This window comes from Rhizobium sp. LC145 (assembly GCF_001005825.1).
Taxonomy (GTDB): Bacteria; Pseudomonadota; Alphaproteobacteria; order Rhizobiales; family Rhizobiaceae; genus Neorhizobium.
The window spans coordinates 203,222-227,476 of the sequence record NZ_LBHV01000004.1 but is presented as its reverse complement, the minus strand read 5'-3'; the positions used below and the strand labels follow the sequence as shown (position 1 = coordinate 227,476).

Below are 24,255 nucleotides of genomic sequence, written 5' to 3'. Positions count from 1 at the left end.
AAAATGCGATGGCGGGACTCAAATCATCAGGCCTGCATTGCTATATGAATCGGGAACGGCCGCATCCGCGGCTCAAGAGGAGAGAATGATGTTGTCATCCCTTCGGCGTTTCAAGCAGCTCTTCGCGGTTGCCGCGCTCGGGCTTGCGGTCTCGCTGACAGCCGTGGACTTCGCGGAAGCCCGTCGCGGCGGCGGTGGTTTCGGCAGCCGCGGCACCCGCACCTATTCGGCACCGCCTGCCACGAACACGGCGCCTGGCCCCGCAACCGGCATCGAGCGTTCCATGACCCCGCGTCCGCAGGGCGCGACGCAGAACGCTGCGCGTCCTAACGCGACCCAACAGCAGCGTCCCGGCGGCCTCTTCGGTGGTATCGCTGGCGGCCTGATGGGCGGCCTCCTGATGGGTGGCCTGCTCGGCATGATGTTCGGCGGCGGCTTCGGCGGCATGGCCGGCTTCCTCGGCATGCTTCTGCAGATCGCGGTCATCGCCGGCCTTGCCATGCTTGCCTTCCGCTTCTTCGGTCGTCGGCAGCAGCAGCCTGCCGGTCCGTCCGGCAATTACGGCCAGCAGCGCAACGCCGCCTATGAACCCCCGCAGCAGGGCAACTCCGGCTTCCAGATCCCGAAGATCGGCTCGCTCGGCGGTGCCGCCGCAGGCGGGGCAGGCGGATATGCTGCCGCGCCGCGTCAGGCGGGACCGGAAACGGACGAGATCGGCATCACCAATCGCGATCTCGACCACTTCGAGAAGCTGTTGAAGGACGTCCAGGCTGCCTATGCGGAGGAGGACTACGGCAAGCTGCGCAACCTCACCACGCCGGAGGCCATGTCCTACCTTGCCGAAGAGCTGGGCGAAAACGCCACCAACGGGCTCAAGAACGAGGTGAAGGACGTCCAGCTTCTGCAGGGCGACCTGGCTGAGGCCTGGCGCGAAAACGGTCAGGATTATGCGACGGTGGCGCTGCGCTATTCCAGCATCGACTACATGCGCGACCGCAATACCGGCGCGGTGGCCGAAGGCGATCCGGACAACGCGACCGAAATCGTCGAGGTCTGGACCTTCGTGCGCAAGCCCGCCAATGATTGGAAGCTCTCGGCCATTCAGTCGGCCGCCTGATTTTCCAGGAGCGTGATCGTCTTGCGGTCGCGCTCTCCGTCGTAAAATTGTTGAAGGGCTCGCTCGAAAGGCGAGCCCTTTTCGCTGACGGCCGCAAACAGCGTCATCGAACTCCTGAATTTCATATCGTCCGGCGAGCCCAGGATTTCGTGCGCCGAGCGGTCTTTGTGGGTCAGCATCGCCTCCACGCATTCGTTTAAGCGTGCGCCGAGAACCGGATGGACGAGATAGGCCCGTGCCTCGGCCTTGGAGCGGATGGCATATCTCTGCGACATCGCCGAAAAGCCGAGACCCTCCACCTGAGGAAAGACGAACCACATCCAGTGCGAGCGCTTGCGGCCGTCGCGAAGCTCCTGCAGCGCCTGGCGGTAGACCGGATGTTGTGCTTCCACGAAACGCTGGAGATCGAACTCGTCCCCGTTCGCCATGATCATGGCCTCCTCCATTCCATTTCGTTTGAAGGATAGGGCGTGATCCGAGTTTTTGGAGCGTGAGACGGGCAAATTTCCCCTCGTGGCCTTTACCATGCTGCCATGCACCCTAGCTCTCGGGCATGGAACGCTTCATCGAGGAATTCCGCAGCGATTTTGCCTGGCTGCCCGACTGGGCGGTTTCGATCGCGGTGCTTGCCGCAGCTTTCGGGCTCGGTCTCTTCATCCAGCGCCTCGGCTTCCGCATCCTGACCCGGCTCGTGGAGAATAAGGATCTCTTCTGGCGCTCGCTGGTGGCGCGCACGCGCCGGCCGATGCGGCTCGCCATTCTCACCTGGGCGCTTTCCTTCGGGGCGGCCGTAGCGCCGCTCACGGATTACCAGGCAACGACGCTGCGCCACATCCTCCTTATCGGCTTCATCATCGTCGTCGGCTGGATGGCGAAGATCGCGCTGCACATCTGGATGACGGTCTATCTGCGCCGCTTCAAGCTGGATGCGGAGGACAACCTGCTCGCCCGCAAGCATGTGACGCAGTCGCGCATCATGGAGCGGATCGCGAGCATCGTGATCGTCGCGGTTACGTTAGCGGCGATCCTCATGACCTTTCCGGCCGTGCAGCAATATGGCGTCAGCCTGCTGGCTTCCGCCGGCGTTGCCGGCATCGTTCTCGGCCTTGCCCTGCAGCCGGTGCTGAAGAACCTGCTCGCCGGCATCCAGCTTGCGATAACGCAGCCGATCCGCATCGACGACGCGCTGATCGTCGAGGGCGAATGGGGGAATGTCGAGGAGATCACCTCCACCTATGTCGTGATGAAGCTCTGGGATTGGCGCCGGCTGGTCCTGCCGCTCAGCTATTTCATCGAAAAGCCCTTCCAGAACTGGACACGCGAAGGTTCCGCGCTGATCGGCACGGTGATGATCTACCTCGATTACAGCGTGCCGGTGGCCGTCGTCCGCAGCAAGGCGGAAGAGATCGCCGCCGCCTCGAAGCTGTGGGACCGCAAGGTGGTCGCCGTGCAGGTAACGGATTTCCGGGAGAACGTCATGGAGATCCGCATTCTGGCTTCGGCCAACAATGCGCCTAAAACCTTCGATCTGCGCTGCGAGATGCGCGAAAAGCTCATCGATTTCATCCAGCGGGAATATCCCTCCGCCCTGCCGCGGGTGAGGGCTGAGGGAGCGGCCAATGGCAATGCGGCGGTCGTCGGCGAGGCGGGGCGTCACCAGTCCCTGCAGTCGTGATTGGGCTCCTCCTTGCACCGAAGCCCAATCCTTTCTATATCCTCAGCCAATTGCCTGACGGACGGCCGATACCGCCCGCGGGACCGACGTTCGCCCGGCTGCCTTGCATCGGCGGCAGAGAGACCGAGAGAGTTACTCTTGAACACGCTGGATTTTGACAAGAGGCCGGAAGACACGCGCGTTGTCGTCGCCATGTCGGGGGGAGTGGATTCCTCCGTGGTGGCCGGCTTGCTCAAACGCCAGGGCTACGATGTGCTCGGCATCACGCTACAGCTCTACGACCATGGCGCAGCCGTGCATCGCGCGGGCTCCTGCTGTGCCGGCCAGGATATCGAGGATGCGCGCCGCGTTTCCGAAACGCTCGGCATTCCGCATTACGTGCTCGATTACGAGAAGCGGTTCCGCGAAACGGTCATAAACCCGTTCGCTGAGGCCTATGCCATGGGCGAAACGCCGATCCCCTGTGTTGCCTGCAACCAGACGGTCAAGTTCGCCGATCTCCTGGCAACGGCCAGGGAACTCGGGGCTGACGCGCTGGCGACCGGCCATTACATCCGCTCGGCCCGCAATCCGAGCTCGGACAATCCGAACCGCCGCGCGCTTTTCCGCCCGATCGACAGCGACCGCGACCAGAGCTGGTTCCTGTTCGCGACCACGCAGGAGCAGATCGATTACCTGCGCTTTCCGCTGGGCGGCATGTCCAAGGCCGAGGTGAGGGCGCTTGCGGAAGAGATGGGCCTGGTCGTCGCCAAGAAGGCCGACAGCCAGGACATCTGTTTCGTGCCGCAGGGCAAGTATACGGACATCATCAACAAGTTGAAGCCGAACGCGGCGCTTTCCGGCGAGATCGTGCATCTCGATGGGCGGGTGCTCGGCCGGCACGAAGGCATCGTCAACTACACGATCGGGCAGCGCAAGGGGCTTGGGGTCGCGACCGGCGAGCCGCTCTACGTCGTCTTTCTCGACGCCCGCTCCCGCCGGGTAATCGTCGGGCCGAAGGAAGCGCTGGATACGCACCGCGTCTATCTGCGCGATATGAACTGGATCGGCGACAGCTCGCTGGAAAACGATACGAAGGATGGTTTTGCCTGCTTCGCCAAGGTGCGCTCCACGCGCCCGCCGACGCCGGCTACCCTCCATTGCGACAGCCAAGGCGTCTATGTCGACCTGCTGGTCGGCGAAGCGGGCGTCGCGCCCGGTCAGGCCTGCGTTCTCTATTCGGCGGAGGGTGCGGATGCGCGCGTTTATGGCGGCGGCTTCATCGAGCGCTCGGAACGCGCAGCGGCGGCGGAAGCCTCGCTGAAGGCGCTTCTTTCGGCGCCGGTGGCGGCCTGAAGCTGGCCGTTCCGGCGGGTTTCAGGCGGAGGCGGTTTTTCTCCGATCATATGCTTGACACAAAGCGGGGAGCGACCTTATAAGCCCCCCATCCCACGGGATCGACGCTTTGCGGACGGCCCCGTTGACCCTGTGGCGGGGTAGCTCAGGTGGTTAGAGCAGCGGAATCATAATCCGCGTGTCGGGGGTTCAAGTCCCTCTCCCGCTACCATTTTCCAGAAAATTCATCCTGCAAAGCCTTATCCGAGGTCCGGATCCTCGAAGAGGTTGATCCGCACCGTGCTTTCCGGCCCGCAGAAGATGCCGCGATTGCGGGTCACCATGTAGAAGACCCGGGCGGCACCCCAGAGCTTCTGAGACTTGAGGATGGGCCGGACCTTGGCCTGGTAGGGCCCGACGAGAAACTCGATACCATCGGCGATATCCTGGCGCGTCACGCGTTTCTCGTCGGCGAACTCGGTTCCGGGAATATTCCTGCCGCCGAGCCAGAGGTCGTCGTGGGCGACCCAGAGAAGCGTCACCACGTCGCCGGGACGCATCGTCTCATAGGGCGGAATGATGATGCGTACCCCATCCTTCGCTCCATGGTAGCGCAGCCACCCGCTGGTGTTCCTGGCCGGGAATTGGGCTTCCTGCAGCACCCTTGAAAGATCGGCCGAGGGCCCCCTGTCGAACCGTCTCGCCCCGCCGGCTGCGGCGGCTTCCTGCCGTGGTGCGCGCGAAAACCGCCTTCTCCACATTTCCCAGGCAATCTCCGCAAGACCGCGCAATTTGGCATCGGCGGCATAGAAAGCACGTATCCGGTCCATGGACCGATCCTCCTCTTCGACGGGGTCGGGATATGTCGCTCACGGTGCCGACCAGGCGGCGCGAGCTATCGGTCGGGCTGCGGCCACGCATTCCGGGCTTGCCGCACCCGCCGCCATGGACATTCCTCCCTCGCGGGCCAGCCTGGTCGACAAGGGAAGGTTAGTTGCATTCCATTTAATATGCAACAATAAATTGAATACGCAGGATGACGCGGCCAATGGTTGTGGTTGGCGTGCGATGTATTCAAGCCGTGGTTCGGGTTGGCAGGTGCTCCGGATCACGCTGTGAGATCACGAAGATTTAAGGCGAGAGGGATCATGAGAGGTTGAAGCGGCTCCGGTCCGGGGCGGCTTTCGCGTTCGGGCGGTGGCATTACCGCAGCATCAGCCCTGGGGCGGCTTGGGCGGAAGGCGAGGGGGACGGCCCGTCAAGCGATCGGAGGGCGAGGGGGCTGCCTTCTTTTCAGCCGACGCCGGTCTCGAGGCCCCGCGCGTCGGAAGTCCAAGGACCCGACTCCATTCCTTTCGGCAGATCGCCTCCAATTTCTCCTCGACTGTCATGTTCCCACTCTGTGCTTTGGTTTTCTAATTAGATACTGCTAATTCATCCCATTCAATTCACCCAAAGGATTGAGGTGGCTTCAATCGTCGCGGAACTCGATGATGTGGCGGCTGACGAGTTTCAGCGACCGGTCTGGCTGGATGATGTAGGTTTCCTCCGCCGGGCGGCCGAGTTCGTCGTTCAGCCGGTTGGTCACGGTGCTGCCGACGGGCGCCTTGGTGAGCTTCGTGCGCGGCTGCCCGCCATAGGTGATGCTGCCGGGGATCGGCTCCAGCCCTGCCTCATGCGCGGTGCAGCCGGCAAGAACCAGGATGAGAGAGATACTGACGAAAATGCTGCGCATGGCTCCTCCGTGGTCAAACTTAGGAGCCTGCGAGCAAACATCAATCTTCATGATGCCGGTTGCCGATTTCGTCTGCCGGATGTTCCAAAAAACACGCCTCGGACTATATCGATAGCATCCGCCGATCAAATCGGCGGATGCTGACTGCGGAAAATGGCCAATGTCCCATGCGCCCGGCGATTGCGGAGGATCACACGTTGAAACAGTTCGTCATCATTGCGGGTTTTGCCGCGCTCCTTTCCGGCTGCACGGCGGGTGCGGTCACCTACGGAGCGGGGCCGGACCTAGAGCCCATCCCCGGCAGCATCACCTATGGCGGACAGCCGCGCTCGCGCCTTACCCGGTCGCCGATCGGCAGCGTCGTCAATCATGAATTCCGCAACGAATTCGGCCAGCGGGTCGAGGAAAGATACATCCTCCAGCCGGATCGCAGCCTCAAGCTCGTCAGCCGCCGCGTCTATCGCGGACCGTTCTGGGATGATGATTGAGCGGTCCGTCGTCAGGTTGGTTTTCCGCCGCCCGGCTCGGCCAACTCGCGGTGCTGCTCGGCCAGCATCTCGGAGGGCGTGACATTGGCGATGGCCGCTTGAAGCTTGTTCTTCCAGCCGCTCACGACATCGCCTTCTCCCTCCATCATGGCCTCGAAGCCAATGCGGGCAACGAAAGCCGGGTCGCCCTTCTTCATCTCACCGAGCGGCATGTCGGCGATATCGGCGCGTTCGAAGAATTCGGTGTCGGTCGGACCGGGTATCAGGCAAGTGACCGTCACGTCGCTGTCCTTCAGCTCGTTACGAAGCGCGAAGGAGAAGTTGTTCAGGAAGGCCTTGGAGGCGTTGTAGACCGCCTGAAAGCTGCCGGGGACGAAGCCGGCGATCGAGCCGGTGATGAGAATGCGGCCGCGCCGCCGCTCGCGCATCTGCATGCCGATCCTGTGAAGCACGTCGAGCGTGCCGGTGATATTGGTATGGAGGGCGTGCTCGATCTCCTTGAAGTCACGGTCGAGAAAGCCTTCGCGCAGACCACGCTCGGCATTGGCAAGCAGCAGCTCGACGGGGCGGCCATCCGCGTCTATCGCAGCCATCAGCTTATCGACACCGGATTTTTGGGCAAGATCGGCCTCGACGGCGGTGATGCGTGTGCCCTCGTTCGCGAGCTTTTCGGCGGCGTCGTGGATTTCCGGCTCGTCGGCCACCGCGATGATGTCATAGCCCTCGGTGGCGCAAAGCTTCGCCAGTTCGAAGCCGATGCCGGAGGAGGCGCCTGTCACGACGGCGAGTTCGCGGATTGCGTTCATTTCACTCCTCCCCATGCCGGGTCGGCGCTTTCGCCTCGATCTCCCTTTGCCGGGATTTTCTCAAGCGATGTACAAGGTTTGAACGGAGGGCGGTTAAAATGGTTCCGGAAGCGAACAATGCGGGGCGCGGCAGAGTGAAGCACGGCGGTGGAACCGCTTGCCGCCGAGGCGGATTGAGCGATATCGCGGGCATGAATTTATCGCGTCGGGTCACGAAAGGCGGACGTCATGGCAGATGAAGCGAAATGGGCGCCGCTTTCGCCCTACAGCACCGGCGTGCGGGGGCGTTGCCCGCGCTGCGGCCAGGGACATCTTTTCGATGGCTTCCTCAAGCTGCGCCCCCGGTGCGAAGCCTGCGGCCTCGACTATTCTTTTGCCGATCCCGCCGACGGGCCGGCCTTCTTCGTGCTGTGCTTCGCCTGCGTGCCGAGCATGGCGCTCGCGGTATGGCTGGAATTGGCGTTCCAGCCGCCTTTCTGGGTTCATCTGCTGATCTCGGTGCCGTTCATGCTTGCGACCTGCATCCTGCCCTTGAGGCCGCTCAAGGGCTGGCTGGTGGCGAGCCAGTATTTCTACAAGGCAGAGCAGGGCAAGCTCGATCGCGGGACGACTGCCGCCGGCGACGAAACGCGCCCTCCGGCAAGCCGTAGCTGACGGGAAGCCGGCCGTCCGGGGCGTTCGGCATGGCCTCGCCTATGGAACATTCGGCGGCGCAAGCGGGTTGGGGAGCCATCTTCATTCCACCAGCCCACGGAGGATGCCGCCATGGCGAACTATCCCAGCCCGCCCTTTCCCGAACAGCAGCAGCCGATGCCGGGCTTTACCGGCCGGATGGACCCGGTGCCGGATCACGGCGAGCGTTCCTATCGCGGATCGGGCAGGCTTGCCGGCAAGAAGGCGGTGATCACCGGCGGCGACAGCGGCATCGGCCGGGCAGTCGCGATCGCCTATGCCCGCGAGGGCGCCGATCTCCTGATCTCCTATCTCGCCGAGGATGAGGACGCCGAGGATACCAAGCGTGTGGTCGAGGAGGCGGGCCGCAAGGCGGTGCTCGTGCGGGGCGATATCCAGGACCCGGCCCATTGCCGGGCGATCGTCGACAAGGCGGTCAAGGAACTCGGCGGTATCGACGTCCTCGTCAACAACGCGGCCCATCAGGCGACGTTCAAGTCGATCGAGGATATTGCCGACGAGGAGTGGGAGCTGACCTTCAAGGTGAACATCCATGCGATGTTCTATCTTACCAAGGCCGCCGTGCCGCACATGAAGCCCGGTAGCGCGATCATCAATACGGCGTCGATCAATTCGGACACTCCGAACCCGACGCTGCTCGCCTATGCGACCACCAAGGGCGCCATCCAGAACTTCACGGCGGGGTTGGCGCAGCTTCTGGCGGAGAAGGGCATCCGCGCCAATGCGGTCGCGCCCGGCCCGATCTGGACGCCCCTTATCCCCTCGACCTTGCCGGAAGACACGGTTAGCAATTTCGGCAAGCAGGTGCCGATGAAGAGGCCGGGCCAGCCGGCGGAACTCGCGACCGCATATGTGATGCTCGCCGATCCGCTGTCGAGCTACGTATCCGGAGCGACCATCGCGGTCACCGGAGGCAAGCCGATCCTCTGAGCCCGGTGGAGCCGCTGGCGTGAACCTCGCGCCGCCGTTACGTCCGGCGGCCGATTTCCCTTGCCAGAGGTTCGAACTGACAGTCGCCGCCCTTTTCGGCCATTTCGTTGGCGAGCATCAGGAAGCGTATCGGGAAGGCGACGGCCTTCTGGTGCGAGGCGGAGATGGTCAGCTGTCCGGCATCGGAAAGGACCGTCTGCTCGGCGCCCTGCAGCGCTTCGTGAATATCCTGATGGGTGGCCAGCCCCTTCTCCACCAACAGGCGGTTGATGGCGGCGACCGCCAGGTAAAGCCCTTCGAGCTGTGGGTTTGCGGTGTTCATGTCTCGGTCCTTTGTGTGGAAGACGGCACGAAGGATGCGGCGTTCTCGTCGATCAGCCGGGCGCCGCGCTGGCGGCTGACATAGCGCCAGGCCCATTGAGTGCTGACGAGCAGGCGTTTTTCGAAATTGACCAGCAGATAGACGTGGACGAGTGCCCACAGGTACCAGGCGATCCTTCCCTTGAGCCGCCAGGTTCCGAAGTCGAAGATCGCCGCCTTATGGCCGACGACGGCCGTATTGCCGCGATTGTTGAAACGGAAGGGTGGGCTGTCCTTTCCGTCCAGGAGCTTGCGCCGCAGCGCCTTGCCGATATAGCCGCCCTGCTGCTTGGCGACCTGGGCGAGCGCCGGCAGGGGCTTGCCGTCGTCGCTCAGCCCGAGGGCGGTATCGCCTATCGCATAGATATCCGGGTGACCGGCAATGGAAAGATCGGGCTCGACGGGAATGCGCCCGCCAGCCTTGCCCTCTATGCCGAGCCAGCCCGCCGCCGGCGAGGCCTTCACCCCCGCGCCCCAGATGACGCAGCCGGTACGGAAGCGATGCGGGCCGGCCACCACCTCATCCTTGCTGACGGATTCGACCGGAAGATTGGTCATTACCTCCACGCCCATCTTTTCCAACGCACGCTGAGCATAGGCCACCAGGCTCTCGGGAAAGGCGGAAAGGATGCGCGGCCCAGCCTCGATCAGGATGACCCGCATATGGTCCGGCTCCAGCTTGCGGAAATCCCGGCTGATCATGAAGCGGCCGAGTTCGGCAATGGCGCCCGCCATCTCGACCCCGGTCGGGCCGCCGCCGATGATGATGCTGGTCAGAAGGGCCTTCTTCTCCTCCGGATCCTGGCTGAGTTCGGCCTTTTCGAAAGCGAGAAGCAAACGCTGCCGGATCAGCCGCGCCTCGTGAATGGTCTTCAGCCCTGGTGCCGCGGCGCGCCAATCCTCATGGCCGAAATAGTTGTATTCCGAGCCGGTGGCGACGACCAGCCGGTCATAGGCGACGTCGGCGCCGTAATCGAGATGGACCGTCTTGGCGGCGGTATCTATGCCCGTCACCTCGGCCAGCATGACCTTGATATTGTGAAAGCGGCCCAGCGTTCGCCGAATCGGCTCGGCAATATCGGCCGGTGAAAGGGCGGCGGTCGCCACCTGATAGAGCAGCGGCTGAAAGAGATTGTGGTTGCGACGGTCGATGACCGTGACGTCGATATCGGTATTGCCGAGCTCGCGCGCCGCAGCGAGCCCGCCGAAGCCGGCCCCGACGATCACCACGCGCGGAGCGCCGGTCTTTTCGTCCGGTTGATCGAGTGTCTCGATGGTCGTGATCTCGCCAGTCATCCTGTCCCCGCCTCGAGCACGGCATCGCCCGTGATGCCTTTCAACATTCCACTCTGGCTAAAAGTTCCGTTCACCTCAAGCCCGGAACCTTTCGTTGACCCCGCCGTTCATTCCCACAACAGACAAGGAGAGAAGTCATGAACAGCATCGTCTGGTTGGTTGGCGCGATCGTCATCGTCATTGCGATCCTGAACCTGGTCGGCTTCGCGTGAGGCCGAATGCCGGAGGTGCCGGGTCCGTCGCCCACGAACCTCTTGGATAGAAAGGAGGCAGCCATGAACAGCATCATCTGGCTCGTCGGAGCCGTGGTCATCGTTCTTGCAGTTCTGTCGTTGCTGGGCTTCGGCTGATCGGCTGGCTGCCGGAGGAGGAATAAGAGGCGCCGGGTTCCCTCGATCGGCGCCTCTTTCATTTTTAAGTTCACCGTGCGGCGAGGACGGCGAAAGGGTGCTGGCCGAAGGCAAGGCCGATGACGATCGGCACGGAGCCGGTAAATTCCTCGCCGGTGAATATCTCCCGGTAGGATCGGATCGCAAGAGACGGCGGAAGCGTGATCTGCGTATCCGCCCAATAGTCGGGTCGCGGCAGACCGTCATGGAAGGCGGCGAAGATCAGGTGGGGAAGGATCACGATCAGCGCGTCCGCTTCGTCCGCTCTCGCAAACGCGACGATGTCCGCCTCCCGCATACCGGATGGCCGCAGGGGCAGATAGGCTCTCTCCAGGAAGAGTTGCGGTTTCTCCTGTCTGAGGTGCAGCAGCGTTGCGATGACGTGCTGCTTGAGCCTGCCGCTTCGCCAATCGTCTTCCTGGGTGAAGCTTGGGGCATCGTTCGCCGTCAGCCAGGTTTCCAAACGCCGGAAATCCGGCTCGCGGCGGTTATCGGGATCGACGAGGCTGAAATCCAGCGCTTCGCTTCCCTGGTAGATGTCGGGCACGCCGGGTGCCGTGAGCTTGAGGATGGCTTGGCTGAGACCATTCGCCAGACCGGCCCGGATGAAGGGCTGCAGCGTGCCGGTGAAATCCGCGAGAAAAGCCTCTGAGGAGAAAAATCCCCGGGCATAGCCGGTCACCGCCTGCTCATAGTCCGGATCGATATCGTTCCAGCTCGTGCGCAGCTTTCCTTCACGCAAAGCCTTCTCGACATAGGCGAGGAAACGCTCCTCAAGTGCTTCCAATTCCTCGGGTTCGTCCACCGACAGGTCCGCCGGCCAGACGCCGGCAAGCGCCTGATAGAGCATCCATTCCAATTCGGGCTCCGGAGCGGGGCCGCCCTTCAGCTCCCGTACGAGATGCCGGTGCATGCCGCGCCATCGCTCCACGGCCTCGGCCCAGGCTTCGGGCGCTTCGCTGATGGCATAGAGCCGCGCACGGGCATCCTCCCCGCGCTTGGTGTCATGCGTGGAGGTTGCCGAAAGCGAAAGCGGCACGCGTCCCCGCCTGGTTTCCATGCGGCGGTGGAAGTGCTCGATGTTAGAGGATCTGGGAAGCGGCTCGTTTCCCACCTCGTTCAGCGCGAGCAGCCGGTGATGGCGGAAGAAAAGCGTGTCTTCCACCGATTTCGCCATCAGCGGCCCGGTCAATTGCTGAAAGCGGCTACGGAAGAGGGCCGCCTTTGCGGCAAGCGGAGGTTCGACATCGCCGATCAGGATGCGTTCCAGGAAAGCCAGCGCGTTGCGGCACGTGGTGATGGAGCGGGTCCTCACCTGGTCGAGCACCTTTGCGAGGAGCTTGCGATCGGCCGGCGAAAGGCCGGCCTTCGTGCCATAGGTGCGGTAGACGGGAAAGGCGACCAGAAGCTCGCGCAGCGCAGTTTCCAGACTATCCTCCACAAGCGGCGCTTCCCAGTCCTCGGCCCGCTGGATCTGTACGGCCATGCGCAGCAGGGCGGCAAACTCCCCAGCGAAATTGTTGTTGACCATCAGCAGTTTGGCCTGGCGAAGCTCCTCCGCCACATCAACGGGACTTCCTGACGTGCGGGTATAGGCATCCGTCAGCTTTCCGGCTTTGCGGCCGTCGACGAAGACATCGGCAAGGGCGGAGATGAGTTCATATCCGGTCGTGCCGGAGACCGGCCAGTCGGCGGGCAGATGTTCACCCTCGCCGAGGATCTTTTCGACCACGATATAGATATCCGGCCCGACCTCGTGCCGCAGCCGTTCGAGATAGGCCTTGGGATCGGCAAGGCCGTCCACATGATCGATCCTGAGTCCATCGACGCGGCCGGTGCGGACGAGTTCCAGCACGGTGTGGTGCATGTCATCGAACACCCGGCCATCCTCGACCCGCATGCCCACGAGGCTGGTGATTTCGAAAAAGCGACGATAGCTGAGCTCGCGCGACGCATCGCGCCACGGGATGAGGCGCCAGGGCTGCAGGTCGTGCAAACCGGCGATGGCGTCGGGCGCGGTGGTGGCCAGCACTTCCGCCTCCCGTCCCGCATAGCTCGACGGCGTCAGCGGATAGCAGGTGCCTTGGTAGGCAAGTGCCGGCTTGCCCGTCCTGGGATCGGGCCTAACCGAGAGATCGCCCCTTTCCAGCACCTTCTCGAACGTCTCGGCCAGGACGGGCAGGGTGAGCCGCCGGCTCCAGTCGATATCGAAATGGCGGGCATAGGGGCTCGCCTCGCCGAGCTCCACGACGCTGCGCCACCAGGGATTTTCGAGCGAGGCGGCCATATGGTTCGGCACGATATCGAGGATGAGGCCGAGCCCGGCGGTCTTCAGCGCATCCGAAAGCCGATCGAACCCCTCTCGCCCGCCAATCGCGGGGTCGATCTCGTTCGCATCCGTCACGTCATAACCATGGGTCGAGCCGCTGACGGCCGAGAAGATCGGCGAAGCGTAGAGATGGCTGATGCCGAGGCGTTTCAGATAGGGCACCAGCGCTGCCGCACGGTTGAAGGTCATGCCGTTACGGAACTGGATGCGGTAGGTGGCGAGCGGCGGGATCACGGCCCGCCTCCGGCCGCTTCGAGGCGGACGAGCACCGCCTTCGGCGGCACCGCGCCGCCATCGACGGGCTCGCCCCATACGAGCTGTCCCTTGAGGCCAGGCGCTGAGCGGGCCTCCTCGCCGAGATTTATCGCCATGTGCAGGCGGCCCGCCGGGAAGCTCCATGAGACGGCGATGAACCGGCTGGAGGTGGCGAGAACGCGGCCGCTATTGCCTGCCGCCGAACCGATGAGCGGCACGATGAACCTCCTGCGGGCGGAGAGGAGTTCGCGGGTGAATTTCAGCCATTCGCGGCCTTCGTCATTTTCGGCCTTGCTCCAATCGAGCCTGGAGTCGAGAAAGGTCGTCTTCGCATTCGGGTCCGGAACGGTCTCTTCTCCGTGACCATTATGGCCTTCGAATTCCTTCTGCCTTCCCTCGCGCACGGCTTTGGCGAGATCACCGTGGAAATCGGTGAAGAAGAGGAAGGGGGTCGTTTCCCCGTATTCCTCACCCATGAACATGAGCGGGATGTGGGGCGAGAGGAGAAGGGCGGCCGTCAGCGCCTTCACCTTGTCCTTGCCGGCGAGGGAAAGAAGGCGCTCGCCATGCGCCCGGTTGCCGACCTGGTCGTGGTTCTGGATGAAATCCACGAAAGCGGTCGGCGGCTGCGCCGCGCTCGGCACGCCGCGGGGTTTTCCGGTCCGCACCGTGACCTCGCCCTGGTAGGCGAAACCCTCGGCGAGCGCGCGTGCCGCGAGCTTCTCCGGGCTATCGGCAAAATCGCGGTAATAGCCGTCTGTCTCACCGGTCGCGAGCACATGCATGGCGTTGTGGAAGTCGTCGTTCCACTCGCCGGTGAAGAGCTTCACGCGCCCTTGCTCATCCCGCTCGTGCAGAAAAGTGAGGTTGCGCGAATCCTCGGTGGCCAGATGGATGTGGCGGTCGCCGAATTCGGCGCGGATGTGCTCGGCGATCTCGACCATGATGTGCTTTTCGGACGGGTCCTCGATCTGGTCGATCGCATCGAAACGGAGGCCGTCGAGGTGGAATTCCTCCAGCCAGTAGAGAGCGTTCTCCACGAAGAAACGGCGCACCGGATCGTTCTCGTAGGCGATCGCCGCGCCCCAGGGCGTGTGCTTTTCGGGATGGAAGAAATCGGGAGCCAGAAGCGGCAGGAAATTCCCTTCCGGTCCGAAATGGTTGTGGACCACGTCGACCAGGACCATCAGCCCATGTCCGTGGGCGGCATCGACGAAAGCCTTGAAATCCTCCGGTGCGCCGTAGGCGGCATGCGGGGCGTAGATGAGCGCGCCGTCGTAACCCCAGCCGCGTGCGCCGGCGAAATGGCCGATCGGCATCACTTCGATGGCTGTGATGCCGAGTGCGGCGAGGTGCGACAGGCGCTCGATCGCGGCGCGGAAGGTACCTTCGGGCGTAAAGGTGCCGACATGCAGCTCGTAGATCACCGCCTCTTCCCAGCGCCGGCCCTGCCAGTCGAGGTTCCGCCATTGATAGGAGGTGGGGTCGATCACCAGGGATGGGCCGGTCACGCTCTCCTTCTGGCCGCGCGAGGCGGGATCGGGAAGCGCCATTCCGCTGGGGAGCACATAGGCATATTCCGTTCCGGGCTCGATGCCGGCCGCGAGCAGCTCGAACCAGCCGTCATCGCTGCGGGTCATCGGCGTTTCGCGGTCGTTGAGGCGCAGGTAGAGCGCTGCCTGTCCGGGCGCCCACAACCGGAAGGCGGCTTCGCCGGCGGCGACGAATTCGCAGCCCCACGTCTTCGGAAAGGCCCGGAATTCGCTGAATGTGCTCATTGCGGACATGATTGGCCAGCCCCATCGTCTCAAGTGAGGGCCAAACGGCTCACGGCGGTTTGTGGTTCCATCTGCCCGAAGCGGTGATTCGGCACGCGGAAGAGCCAGATGGGGATGGGGCGAAAGAAAATTGCTCAGCCGCGCAATTATTCGCAAGTAGACATCAGGGAAGGAAATTGCCGGAAAGCACGACCCGTCCTAGATTAAAAACAGGTGCTTTCGAGGAGGAAGCGCTTCATTTCATCGGTTCTTTGGGAGGAGAAACGCATGAGGGATGGACAGAGGCTCAGCCTGCATGTGCCGGAGCCTGAGGTGCGTCCGGGCGACAAGCCCGATTTTTCCAAGGTCACCATTCCAAAGGCCGGTTCGGTGCGGCGGCCGGAGGTCGATGCAGACCCGGAAACCATTCGCGATCTCGCCTTTTCCATCATCCGCGTGCTGAACCGGGAAGGAGAGGCTGTCGGCCCCTGGGCTGGAACGCTGACCACGGAAGAGCTTCTGGAAGGCCTGAGGCACATGATGCTTTTGCGCAGCTTCGATGCGCGGATGCTGACGGCGCAGCGGCAGGGTAAGACCTCCTTCTACATGCAGCATCTCGGCGAAGAGGCGGTTTCCTGCGCATTCCAGCGGGCGCTCGAGCCGGGGGACATGAATTTCCCGACCTATCGGCAGGCGGGGCTGCTGATCGCCGGCGGCTATCCGATGGTCGACATGATGAACCAGATCTATTCCAACGATGCCGATCCCCTGAAAGGGCGGCAGTTGCCGGTTCTCTATTCGGCTAGGGAACATGGCTTCTTCACCGTCTCCGGCAATCTTGCGACCCAATATATCCAGGCGGTCGGCTGGGCGATGGCATCGGCCATCAGACAAGATACCAAGATCGCAGCGGGCTGGATCGGCGACGGTTCCACCGCGGAATCGGATTTCCATACCGCGCTGGTCTTCGCCTCCACCTACCGCGCGCCGGTCATCCTCAATGTGGTCAACAACCAATGGGCCATCTCCACCTTCCAGGGCGTTGCTAGGGGTGGCTCCGGAACGTTCGCCGCAAGAGGGCTCGGCTATGGCCTGCCTTCGCTGCGGGTGGACGGCAACGATTATCTCGCCGTGCACGCGGTCGCCAAATGGGCAGCGGAGCGGGCGCGGCAGAATATCGGCCCGACACTGATTGAATACGTGACCTATCGCGTTGGCGCGCATTCCACCTCCGACGATCCCTCCGCCTATCGCCCGAAGGAGGAGTCGGAAGCCTGGCCGCTCGGCGATCCCGTCATCAGGCTCAAGAACCACCTGATCCGCATCGGCGCCTGGAGCGAGGAGCGTCACAAACAGGCGGAGGCGGAAATCCGCGATACCGTCGTCGCCGCCCAGAAGGAGGCGGAGCGGCATGGCACGCTGCATTCCGGCGGCAGGCCTTCGATGCGCGACATGTTCGAGGGCGTCTATGCGGAAATGCCGCCGCATCTGAAGCGTCAGCGCCAACAGGCGGGGGTGTGATATGGCCGTCATCATTCTTGGAAGACCCCTCCCCAACCCCTCCCCACAAGGGGGAGGGGTTAACCCAGCCGCAACCACGGCAGATTGGGGCCGAGGCAGCGCCGCTTGTCTTCTCCCCCCTTGTGGGGGAGATGGCCGGCAGGCCAGAGGGGGCGTTGCCGCATCGGAGGTCTCCCCATGGCGCGCATGACGATGATCGAGGCTATCCGCAGCGCCATGGACGTTTCGATGGCGCGCGACGAGAACGTGGTCGTGTTCGGCGAGGATGTCGGCTATTTCGGTGGCGTCTTCCGCTGCACGCAGGGGCTCCAGCAGAAATACGGCAGGACGCGCTGTTTCGACGCGCCGATTTCCGAATCCGGCATCGTCGGCGCGGCGATCGGCATGGCGGCCTATGGCCTGAAACCCTGTATCGAGATCCAGTTCGCCGACTACATGTATCCGGCCTATGACCAGCTCACGCAGGAGGCGGCGCGGCTGCGCTACCGTTCGAACGGGGAATTCACCTGCCCCATGGTGGTGCGCATGCCGACAGGCGGCGGCATTTTCGGCGGGCAGACGCACAGCCAGAGCCCGGAGGCGCTGTTCACCCATGTCTGCGGGCTGCAGGTGGTGGTGCCGTCCAATCCTTATGACGCCAAGGGGCTGCTGATCTCGGCGATCGAGAACCCCGATCCGGTCATCTTCCTGGAGCCGAAACGGCTCTATAACGGTCCGTTCGACGGGCACCACGACCGCCCCGTCACATCCTGGGCCGGCCATTCGCTCGGCGAGGTGCCGGAGGATCATTACGCCGTGCCGCTCGGCAAGGCAGTGGTGCGGCGCGAGGGTTCCGCCGTCACGGTGCTCGCCTACGGCACCATGGTGCATGTGGCGCAGACGACGGCCGAGGAGACCGGTATAGACGCCGAGGTGATCGATCTTCGAACCCTCCTGCCGCTCGATCTGGAGACGATCGTGCAATCGGTGAAGAAGACCGGCCGCTGCATGGTGGTGCACGAGGCGACGCTTACCTCCGGCTATGGCGCGGAGCTCGTGTCGCTGGTGCAGGAGCATTGCTTCTACCACTTGGAGGCGCCGGTCATCCGCGTCGCCGGCTGGGATACGCCTTACCCACACGCGCAGGAATGGGATTATTTTCCGGGACCGGCCCGCATCGGCGAGGCGCTGCGCGACATGATGGAGGCTTGAGATGGGAGAGAAGATCATCAAGCTGCCCGATGTGGGCGAAGGGGTTGCCGAAGCCGAACTCGTGGAATGGCATGTGAACGTCGGGGATATCGTGCGCGAGGACATGGTGCTCGCCGCTGTCATGACCGGCAAGGCGACGGTGGAGATCCCCTCGCCGGTGGAAGGCGAGGTGACCTTCCGACATGGCGAAATCGGCGACGTGATCGCCACCGGCACCGTGATTCTCAAGATCAGGACGGCCGGTGAGGCCGGAGAAGAGGACGCTGAGGTCGAGCTTTCCCCGGCAGAGCCGGCTCCGAAGCCCGAGCCGGAAAGAACATCCCCCCCGCCGGTGGAAAAGCCGAAGCCGGCAGCGGAGATCATTCCGCCTAAATCGGTAGCGGGCGGAGCGGTGAAAAACGGGAATGGCGGGCATGGTGCGCCGCGGGCGGAAGGCGAAAGGCCGCTTGCGCCGCCGGCGGTCCGCCTGCGGGCGAAGGAAGCGGGCATCGACCTTCGACAGGTGCCGGGCAGCGGGCCCGCGGGGCGCATCACCCATGAGGACATCGACGCCTTCCTGAGTCGCGAGGGCGGCTCGGGTATTGCCCCCGGTTTGCAGCCGAACAAGAAGATCGAGGAGATCAAGGTCGTCGGCCTGCGACGCCGCATCGCCGAGAAGATGGCGCTTTCCAAATCCCGCATCCCCCACATCACCTATGTGGAGGAGGTGGACATGACGGCTCTGGAAGAGCTTCGCGGCCGCCTCAACGGTAATCTGAAGCCCGGCAAGCCGAAGCTCACCATCCTGCCCTTCCTGATGCGGGCCACGGTGAAGGCGATCGCCGAACAGCCGGGCATCAACGCCCACTACGACGACGAGGCGGGCGTCATTCGGCAGTTCGGAGGCGTGCATATCGGGATTGCGGCACAGACGGCAGCCGGCCTCATGGTGCCCGTCGTCCGGCATGCGGAGGCGCGCGACATCTTCGATTGCGCCCGCGAGGTGGGCCGCCTCAGCGAGGCTGCCAAGAACGGCACGGCGCTGCGCGAGGAGCTTTCCGGCTCCACCATCACCATCAGCTCGCTCGGCGCCATGGGCGGCATCGTCTCGACGCCGGTCATCAACCATCCGGAGGTGGCGATCATCGGCGTCAACAAGATGGCGATCCGGCCGCATTGGGACGGAACGCAGTTCGTGCCCCGCAAGATGATGAACCTCTCGTCGAGCTTCGATCATCGGGTGATCGACGGCTGGGATGCGGCGACCTTCGTGCAGCGGCTGAAGGCGCTTCTGGAAACGCCTGCGCTGATATTCGTCGAGGAGTGAGGTGAGAGAAGAACAATGAAGGAAATCACCTGCAAGCTCCTCGTCATCGGTGCCGGTCCGGGTGGCTATGTATGCGCCATCCGGGCCGGCCAGCTCGGGGTCGATACGGTCATCGTGGAGATGGTAAAGCCCGGCGGTACCTGCCTCAACATCGGCTGCATTCCCTCCAAGGCGCTGATCCATGCGGCGGACGACTATGCCGGGACCGTCGCCATGGCCGCCGGTCGGAACGCCATGGGCATCAAGGCGGAAAGCCCGTCGATCGATCTGGCGAAGACCATGGCCTGGAAGGACGGCATCACCGGCCGGCTGACCATGGGGGTCGCGAACCTCTTGAAGAAAGCCGGCGTGAAGATCGTCATGGGCCGGGCGAAATTCCGGGACGGCAAGACCGTGGAGGTGGAAACCGAAACCGGCCAGCAGGTCATTCGGGCGGAAAACATCGTGATCGCCACCGGCTCGGCGCCGGTTGAACTGCCGGCATTGCCTTTCGGCGGCCCCAAATCGCCGTCAGGCGGAAAAGTCATCTCATCCACCGGCGCATTGTCGCTGAAGGAGGTGCCGCAGAGGCTGGCGGTGGTCGGTGCCGGCTATATCGGTCTCGAACTCGGCATCGCGTTTGCCAAGCTCGGTGCGAAGGTAACGATCGTGGAGGCTCTCGACCGCATCCTGCCGCTCTATGATACGCAGCTCACCCAACCGGTCGCCAAGCGGCTTGCCGCCCTCGGCATCGAAGTTTTCACCGGCACGAAGGTGAAGGGGCTTTCTTCCAATGGAGAAGCCCTGCTTGCCGAAAACGGAGACAGTCAGGAAAAGCGCATCGCGGCCGACAAGGTGCTCGTGACGGTGGGGCGCAAGCCGGTCACCGAGGGCTGGGGCCGCGAGGAATTGGAGCTCGAGCTGGACGGCCGGTATCTTCGCATCGACGATCAATGCCGCACCTCCATGCGCGGCATCTACGCGATCGGTGACGTGACCGGCGAGCCGATGCTGGCGCACAGGGCCATGGCGCAGGGCGAAATGGTGGCGGAAATCGTTGCGGGCAACCGGCGAAGCTGGGACAAGCGGGCGATCCCGGCCGTCTGCTTCACCGATCCCGAAATCGTCTCGGTCGGCCTGTCGCCGGAGGAAGCGAGGGCGGACGGCCGCGAAGTGAAGATCGGACAGTTCCCGTTCACCGCCAATGGTCGGGCCATGACGCTGTCATCGGAGGACGGTTTCGTGCGGGTCGTGGCGCGGGCGGACAATCATCTGGTTCTCGGCATCCAGGCGGTCGGGGCAGGGGTGTCGGAGCTTTCGGCCGCCTTTTCGCTGGCGGTCGAGATGGGCGCGCGACTGGAGGACATTGCCGGCACGATCCATGCGCATCCGACGCAGTCGGAGGCTTTCGCGGAGGCGGCGCTGAAGGGATTGGGGCACGCGCTGCATATTTGAGGTGTTGTGTTGCTGAGGGCAGGAGCCTTTCCCACCGTCATCCCTGTGCTTGTCACAGGAATGACGGAAAGAAGAGCGCTCCGTGATCAGTTTGTCACCCCCACCCCTCGCTTCGCGACGACCTCCCACTTGATAGGGAGATGCTTCTACAGCTCGATCAGCGCATAGGGCCGGCCGGTGGGCTTCTCGACATGCGAGGCGACGTTGTAGACCGGCGCTCCACCAGGCGTCTTGCCGGCGTATTTGCCGCGATGGGCATGGCCGTGCACCACGGCCGATACCGGAAACCGGTCGATGGTTTCGGCAAGCCGCGAGGAACCGAGAAAGCAATAGATTTCCTTCGGCTCTCCTTCCACCGTCTCGACGATCGGCGCGTAATGCAAAACCACCATGGCGCGCTCGGAACGCACCTGCCGGAGCGCGTTTTCGAGCCTCATGGTCTCTTCGACGCTTTCCGCCACCATGGCCTTGATCGCCGGCTCGCCGAAGGAGCCCAGCATATGGCGGCCGAAGCCGCCGGCGAAACCCTTCACGCCGGCAAAGCCGACGCCGCCGATCTCCACCGCCTGGCCTTCGAGCAGGTGCATGCCGGCATCCTTGATGATCGCCGTCACCTCCTCGACATGTCCGCATTCGTAATCGTGATTGCCGAGCACGCCCACCACCGGAATGGAGCAGGAGCGCAGATCGGCGGCCAGCATTTCCGCCTCCCTCGGCTTGCCGAGATCGGTCAGATCGCCGGTCAGCACCAGGATGTCGGCTGACTGCGAGATTTCGGTGAAGAGTTCCTTGTAGGAATTGCCGCCATGTTCCTTGATATGCAGGTCGCCCATGGCGGCGATCTTCAGCTTGCCGTTCGCCTTTTTCGTTTCGCTCGCTTCCGGTTTCGCGGTTTGGCTCTTCGCTTCCGTGGGGTTCTTCATGCGAGTGTTCCTTCCAGGTCCTCGCGCAGGTCACCCTCGCCGCCGACATCGGCAAAGCCCCATTCCTTCACGTCGATCTCGAAATCCACCCGGCTGAACATCCGGCCGCGGCAGATCTTCATCTGCGGCAGGGGCAGTTCGCGCTGTGCTTTCAGGCGGTCGAGGAGTTCGTCGAGCAGCCAGTCGGGCACCTTGTCGCGCTCGGTCGGATAGATCCACCGGAAGTTCAGAAGGTGGATGAGGAGCACTTCCCAATGCACTTCCATGTGGTTGAGCAGCCGCTGCCAGTCGACCTGGTCGTGGGCGCGCAGGATCATGTGCACCACGTCTCCGCCGTCATAGCGGTGGCGAAGCTGCACGAAACATTTCGACCAGATGAGCTCGGTCGGTGCGATGATGCGCACCTTGTGCCCGTTCATGTCGATCTGGCGGGCGTTTTCGAACCAGGCGTCGCTGATCGGCATGGTGCCGTTCGAGCCGGCGAAGATCACGTCGAAGAAGTGGCGGCCCCGCTTGACCTTGCCGAGCCAGCGGTCGTCTTCCACCTCGATCTCGTAACCCTTCTCCTTGAAATGGGCGAGGATGCGGGCGTAGTCGCCCGCCTTGCAGAAGATGTCGAGATCCTTGGTCTGCCGGGTGATACCCGTATAGGCGCTGATCGCGAAAGTGCCGGCGAGCAGGAAGGGGATGTGGCAATTGGCCAGATCTTCCACCGCCTGGGCCACAAAGGCTTCGGCTTCCGCGTCGATGAGGGTCGGCGCGGCCTTCACCTCCATGCCGGGCATGGTCTCCACCGGGTGCGTTGTGCCCTCCCGAGGCAGGTTCTGCGCTGCGTTGACTTCGGCATTCATCGGCCATCTCCGAAACTTTGGTCCGCGCAGATGAACACCTTGGGAAGGCCGGAGGTTCCGTGCCCGGCCGATTTCCATTCGGGCGGGAGAACCGAACGGCGAGGTCAATCCTTCGGATTGTCCGTATTCGCCATCGGGCTTGCGCGGCCATCGGGCTGGTCTTCGTCTTCCCGCTGATCCCGCTCATCGAGATCGGTCTCGACGAGGTAAGTGTCGCCGCCGCCGAGTTCGGAGGCTTCCTTCTGCGCCTCATGTTTGGTCATGTCCGTCTGCGCATGCAATTCGTCGTCCACCCGCTGACGATCCTTCTGCTCGAAACGATTGTTCTCGCGATCATCGTTTGCCTTGCGTTCCATGATCCCATGCCTTTCTTCGGTTTCCTGCCGCGATCCGGTGATCGCGACTATCACCAGAACCTCCCGCACCGGCGTGTGGTTCCGGCTATCCCGGAACCATCTGCCCTCTCACCTGTTGGATTCCCTGCCAATCATCCGAGGAGGCAGACATGCCAGCGAAATCCAAGGCACAGCAGAAGGCGGCCGGTGCCGCGCTCGCCGCCAAGCGCGGCGATATCAAGAAGAGCGAGCTCAAGGGCGCTTCGAAAGGCATGGAGAAATCCATGAGCGAAAAGGAGCTGCACGACATGGCTTCGACCAAGCGCAAGGGCAAGCCGGAGCACAACGCTCATCATTGAGCGGAGCCGGAACCTTCACGAAAGGGCGAGCGTTACGAAGGCGCTCGCCCTTTCCTTGTTCCGGGACATTGCCATGCCTGCAAATTCAGGTGAAACGCCGCAAGCTCATGACCTTGAACCCCGCAAGGGAAGCCCGAGTCCCCGCCTCGACGAAGCAGAGTTCAAGCGCCGCTTTCTCAACCAGTTCCAGGACAGGGCCTACGATCCGCTTTCGGCCGAACTCGGGCGGATCGCGGATGCCGCCTGGGATGCCTATTACAATTCCCGCAAGAGCCCGAAGACGCGCAAGGCCGGTCCAGGATTCGCCGATCCCGATTACGATCTTGCCGTCGACTGGCTGAACGCCCGCGATGCCGTTCAGGCGGCCGCGGCTCGCCATGAGGATACTCATGGTCCGCGCCGCTTCCTGCTGGTCAGCGGCTCGTCGCGCAGCGAGCACACCTGTCCCGGCGAACTTTCGAAGAGTTACCGGCTGGTGAAAGTGGCGGAGGAAGTTTTCAGGCAATCTGAGAACGTTTCGGTGGAAGTGCTTGATTTGAGCCGGCTCGCTTCCGAATACGGACGTCATATCCATCCCTGCAAGGCCTGTTTTTCAACCTCCCCGGCGCTCTGTCACTGGCCATGCTCCTGCTATCCGAATTATTCGCTCGGGCAGGTTCACGACTGGATGAACGAGATCTATCCGCTCTGGGTGGAGGCGCATGGCATCATGATCATCACGCCGGTCAACTGGTATCAGGTTTCCTCGCCGGTGAAGCTGATGATGGACCGGCTCGTCTGCGCCGATGGCGGCAATCCCGATCCCACCACCACACATGGCAAGCACGCCAAGGAAGCCAAGGAAATCGAGATGCGCGGCTGGGACTATCCGCGGGATCTCGAAGGGCGGCTTTATTCCGTCATCAGCCACGGCGACGTGGAAGGTGCTGAGAATGTCCGCCGCAGCCTTTCCGATTGGCTGCGTTTCATGCACCTGATGCCGGCGGGACCGCTTGCGGAACTGGACCGCTATATCGGATACTGGGAGCCCTATGCCACCAGCCACGAGGCGCTCGACCGCGACCAGGCAATGCAGGAAGAGGTTCGCAACGCCGCGCGCACGCTCCTGGAGGCGGTCCTGGCCAAGCATGCCGGGCACAGGATCGGCGCCGGTGCGGGGCTGAAGGAGCCGCGTTCGAAATAAAAACGAGG

At 63.2% G+C, this 24,255-nt stretch carries 23 protein-coding genes and 1 tRNA gene; 13 read left to right on the top strand and 11 right to left on the bottom strand.

Translation table 11 applies throughout. The annotated features are described in order from the left end of the window. The first annotated feature begins 88 nt into the window (after positions 1 to 88). Positions 89 to 1,117 (top strand): Tim44 domain-containing protein, encoded by a 1,029-nt coding sequence (locus YH62_RS12640; protein WP_046794575.1) that lies wholly within the window; start codon positions 89 to 91, stop codon positions 1,115 to 1,117. Here YH62_RS12640 and YH62_RS12635 read toward each other — a convergent pair. After that, entirely contained in the window at positions 1,102 to 1,545 is a 444-nt protein-coding gene (locus tag YH62_RS12635) for a DUF1810 domain-containing protein (RefSeq protein WP_046795071.1), read from the bottom strand. The two genes, YH62_RS12640 and YH62_RS12635, sit on opposite strands and share 16 nt — an antisense overlap. 125 nt (positions 1,546 to 1,670) lie before the next feature. On the opposite strand from YH62_RS12635, the gene YH62_RS12630 reads away from it, so the two are divergent. The 3 genes from YH62_RS12630 (at position 1,671) to YH62_RS12620 (ending at position 4,338) form a co-directional block, all read left to right on the top strand. After that, positions 1,671 to 2,792: a mechanosensitive ion channel family protein gene (locus YH62_RS12630; RefSeq protein WP_052760399.1), complete on the top strand. Its 1,122-nt coding sequence runs from the start codon at positions 1,671 to 1,673 to the stop codon at positions 2,790 to 2,792. Between the two features lie 138 nt (positions 2,793 to 2,930). Then, positions 2,931 to 4,127, top strand: a complete 1,197-nt coding sequence (gene mnmA, locus YH62_RS12625) for a tRNA 2-thiouridine(34) synthase MnmA (RefSeq protein WP_046794574.1) — start codon at positions 2,931 to 2,933, stop codon at positions 4,125 to 4,127. Positions 4,128 to 4,261: 134 nt separating this feature from the next. Further along, positions 4,262 to 4,338 (top strand) — tRNA-Met (locus tag YH62_RS12620). A 28-nt stretch (positions 4,339 to 4,366) separates the two neighbouring features. On the opposite strand, the gene YH62_RS12615 is transcribed toward YH62_RS12620, so the two are convergent. Continuing rightward, positions 4,367 to 4,936 carry a hypothetical protein gene (locus YH62_RS12615; RefSeq protein ID WP_046794573.1) on the bottom strand — a complete coding sequence of 190 codons (570 nt, stop codon included), beginning with the start codon at positions 4,934 to 4,936 and terminating at the stop codon, positions 4,367 to 4,369. 641 nt (positions 4,937 to 5,577) lie between these two features. After that, positions 5,578 to 5,841, bottom strand: a complete 264-nt coding sequence (locus YH62_RS12610; RefSeq protein ID WP_046794572.1) for a membrane protein — start codon at positions 5,839 to 5,841, stop codon at positions 5,578 to 5,580. Between the two features lie 197 nt (positions 5,842 to 6,038). Between YH62_RS12610 and YH62_RS12605 the strand changes: the two genes are divergently transcribed. Continuing rightward, positions 6,039 to 6,329 carry a lipoprotein gene (locus YH62_RS12605; RefSeq protein WP_046795069.1) on the top strand — a complete coding sequence of 97 codons (291 nt, stop codon included), beginning with the start codon at positions 6,039 to 6,041 and terminating at the stop codon, positions 6,327 to 6,329. Positions 6,330 to 6,340: 11 nt separating this feature from the next. Here YH62_RS12605 and YH62_RS12600 read toward each other — a convergent pair whose 3' ends face one another. Next, a complete protein-coding gene (locus YH62_RS12600) occupies positions 6,341 to 7,150 on the bottom strand; it encodes an SDR family NAD(P)-dependent oxidoreductase (protein ID WP_046794571.1) in 810 nt (269 codons plus the stop codon). Between the two features lie 213 nt (positions 7,151 to 7,363). Between YH62_RS12600 and YH62_RS12595 the strand changes: the two genes are divergently transcribed. Next, positions 7,364 to 7,789: a DUF983 domain-containing protein gene (locus YH62_RS12595; RefSeq protein ID WP_046794570.1), complete on the top strand. Its 426-nt coding sequence runs from the start codon at positions 7,364 to 7,366 to the stop codon at positions 7,787 to 7,789. A gap of 111 nt (positions 7,790 to 7,900) precedes the next feature. Further along, positions 7,901 to 8,758, top strand: coding sequence for an SDR family oxidoreductase (locus YH62_RS12590; protein ID WP_046794569.1), 858 nt, complete (start codon positions 7,901 to 7,903; stop codon positions 8,756 to 8,758). 37 nt (positions 8,759 to 8,795) lie between these two features. On the opposite strand, the gene YH62_RS12585 is transcribed toward YH62_RS12590, so the two are convergent. From YH62_RS12585 to treZ, 4 genes are all read right to left on the bottom strand, one after another. Then, positions 8,796 to 9,080 (bottom strand): hypothetical protein, encoded by a 285-nt coding sequence (locus tag YH62_RS12585; protein ID WP_046794568.1) that lies wholly within the window; start codon positions 9,078 to 9,080, stop codon positions 8,796 to 8,798. Further along, positions 9,077 to 10,414: an NAD(P)/FAD-dependent oxidoreductase gene (locus YH62_RS12580; RefSeq protein ID WP_052760398.1), complete on the bottom strand. Its 1,338-nt coding sequence runs from the start codon at positions 10,412 to 10,414 to the stop codon at positions 9,077 to 9,079. The genes YH62_RS12585 and YH62_RS12580 overlap by 4 nt, the downstream gene beginning before the upstream one ends. A 420-nt stretch (positions 10,415 to 10,834) precedes the next feature. Further along, positions 10,835 to 13,366, bottom strand: coding sequence for a malto-oligosyltrehalose synthase (treY, locus tag YH62_RS12570; RefSeq protein ID WP_137326714.1), 2,532 nt, complete (start codon positions 13,364 to 13,366; stop codon positions 10,835 to 10,837). Next, entirely contained in the window at positions 13,363 to 15,174 is a 1,812-nt protein-coding gene (gene treZ / locus YH62_RS12565; protein ID WP_197082522.1) for a malto-oligosyltrehalose trehalohydrolase, read from the bottom strand. Before treZ ends, treY begins: the two co-directional genes overlap by 4 nt. Before the next feature lie 258 nt (positions 15,175 to 15,432). Here treZ and YH62_RS12560 point away from each other — a divergent pair, with 258 nt between their 5' ends. From YH62_RS12560 to lpdA, 4 genes are all read left to right on the top strand, one after another. Then, entirely contained in the window at positions 15,433 to 16,665 is a 1,233-nt protein-coding gene (locus YH62_RS12560) for a 3-methyl-2-oxobutanoate dehydrogenase (2-methylpropanoyl-transferring) subunit alpha (protein ID WP_046794565.1), read from the top strand. Positions 16,666 to 16,842: 177 nt separating this feature from the next. Then, positions 16,843 to 17,856 carry an alpha-ketoacid dehydrogenase subunit beta gene (locus YH62_RS12555; protein WP_046794564.1) on the top strand — a complete coding sequence of 338 codons (1,014 nt, stop codon included), beginning with the start codon at positions 16,843 to 16,845 and terminating at the stop codon, positions 17,854 to 17,856. Between the two features lies 1 nt (position 17,857). Continuing rightward, positions 17,858 to 19,162 carry a dihydrolipoamide acetyltransferase family protein gene (locus YH62_RS12550; RefSeq protein ID WP_046794563.1) on the top strand — a complete coding sequence of 435 codons (1,305 nt, stop codon included), beginning with the start codon at positions 17,858 to 17,860 and terminating at the stop codon, positions 19,160 to 19,162. 15 nt (positions 19,163 to 19,177) lie between these two features. Then, positions 19,178 to 20,596 (top strand): dihydrolipoyl dehydrogenase, encoded by a 1,419-nt coding sequence (lpdA, locus tag YH62_RS12545; protein ID WP_046794562.1) that lies wholly within the window; start codon positions 19,178 to 19,180, stop codon positions 20,594 to 20,596. Between the two features lie 146 nt (positions 20,597 to 20,742). Here lpdA and YH62_RS12540 read toward each other — a convergent pair whose 3' ends face one another. From YH62_RS12540 to YH62_RS12530, 3 genes are all read right to left on the bottom strand, one after another. Beyond that, on the bottom strand, positions 20,743 to 21,519 hold the full coding sequence (locus YH62_RS12540; protein WP_082118336.1) for a metallophosphoesterase: 777 nt from the start codon (positions 21,517 to 21,519) through the stop codon (positions 20,743 to 20,745). Further along, positions 21,516 to 22,295 (bottom strand): nucleotidyltransferase family protein, encoded by a 780-nt coding sequence (locus tag YH62_RS12535; protein WP_046795065.1) that lies wholly within the window; start codon positions 22,293 to 22,295, stop codon positions 21,516 to 21,518. Before YH62_RS12535 ends, YH62_RS12540 begins: the two co-directional genes overlap by 4 nt. A 179-nt stretch (positions 22,296 to 22,474) precedes the next feature. Then, positions 22,475 to 22,780, bottom strand: coding sequence for a hypothetical protein (locus YH62_RS12530; protein WP_046794561.1), 306 nt, complete (start codon positions 22,778 to 22,780; stop codon positions 22,475 to 22,477). Positions 22,781 to 22,875: 95 nt separating this feature from the next. Here YH62_RS12530 and YH62_RS12525 point away from each other — a divergent pair, with 95 nt between their 5' ends. Next, positions 22,876 to 23,064 (top strand): DUF3008 family protein, encoded by a 189-nt coding sequence (locus YH62_RS12525; RefSeq protein WP_046794560.1) that lies wholly within the window; start codon positions 22,876 to 22,878, stop codon positions 23,062 to 23,064. A 73-nt stretch (positions 23,065 to 23,137) separates the two neighbouring features. Beyond that, complete coding sequence (locus YH62_RS12520; protein WP_046795064.1) at positions 23,138 to 24,247, top strand: flavodoxin family protein; 1,110 nt, start codon at positions 23,138 to 23,140, stop codon at positions 24,245 to 24,247. The last annotated feature ends 8 nt before the right edge of the window (positions 24,248 to 24,255 follow it).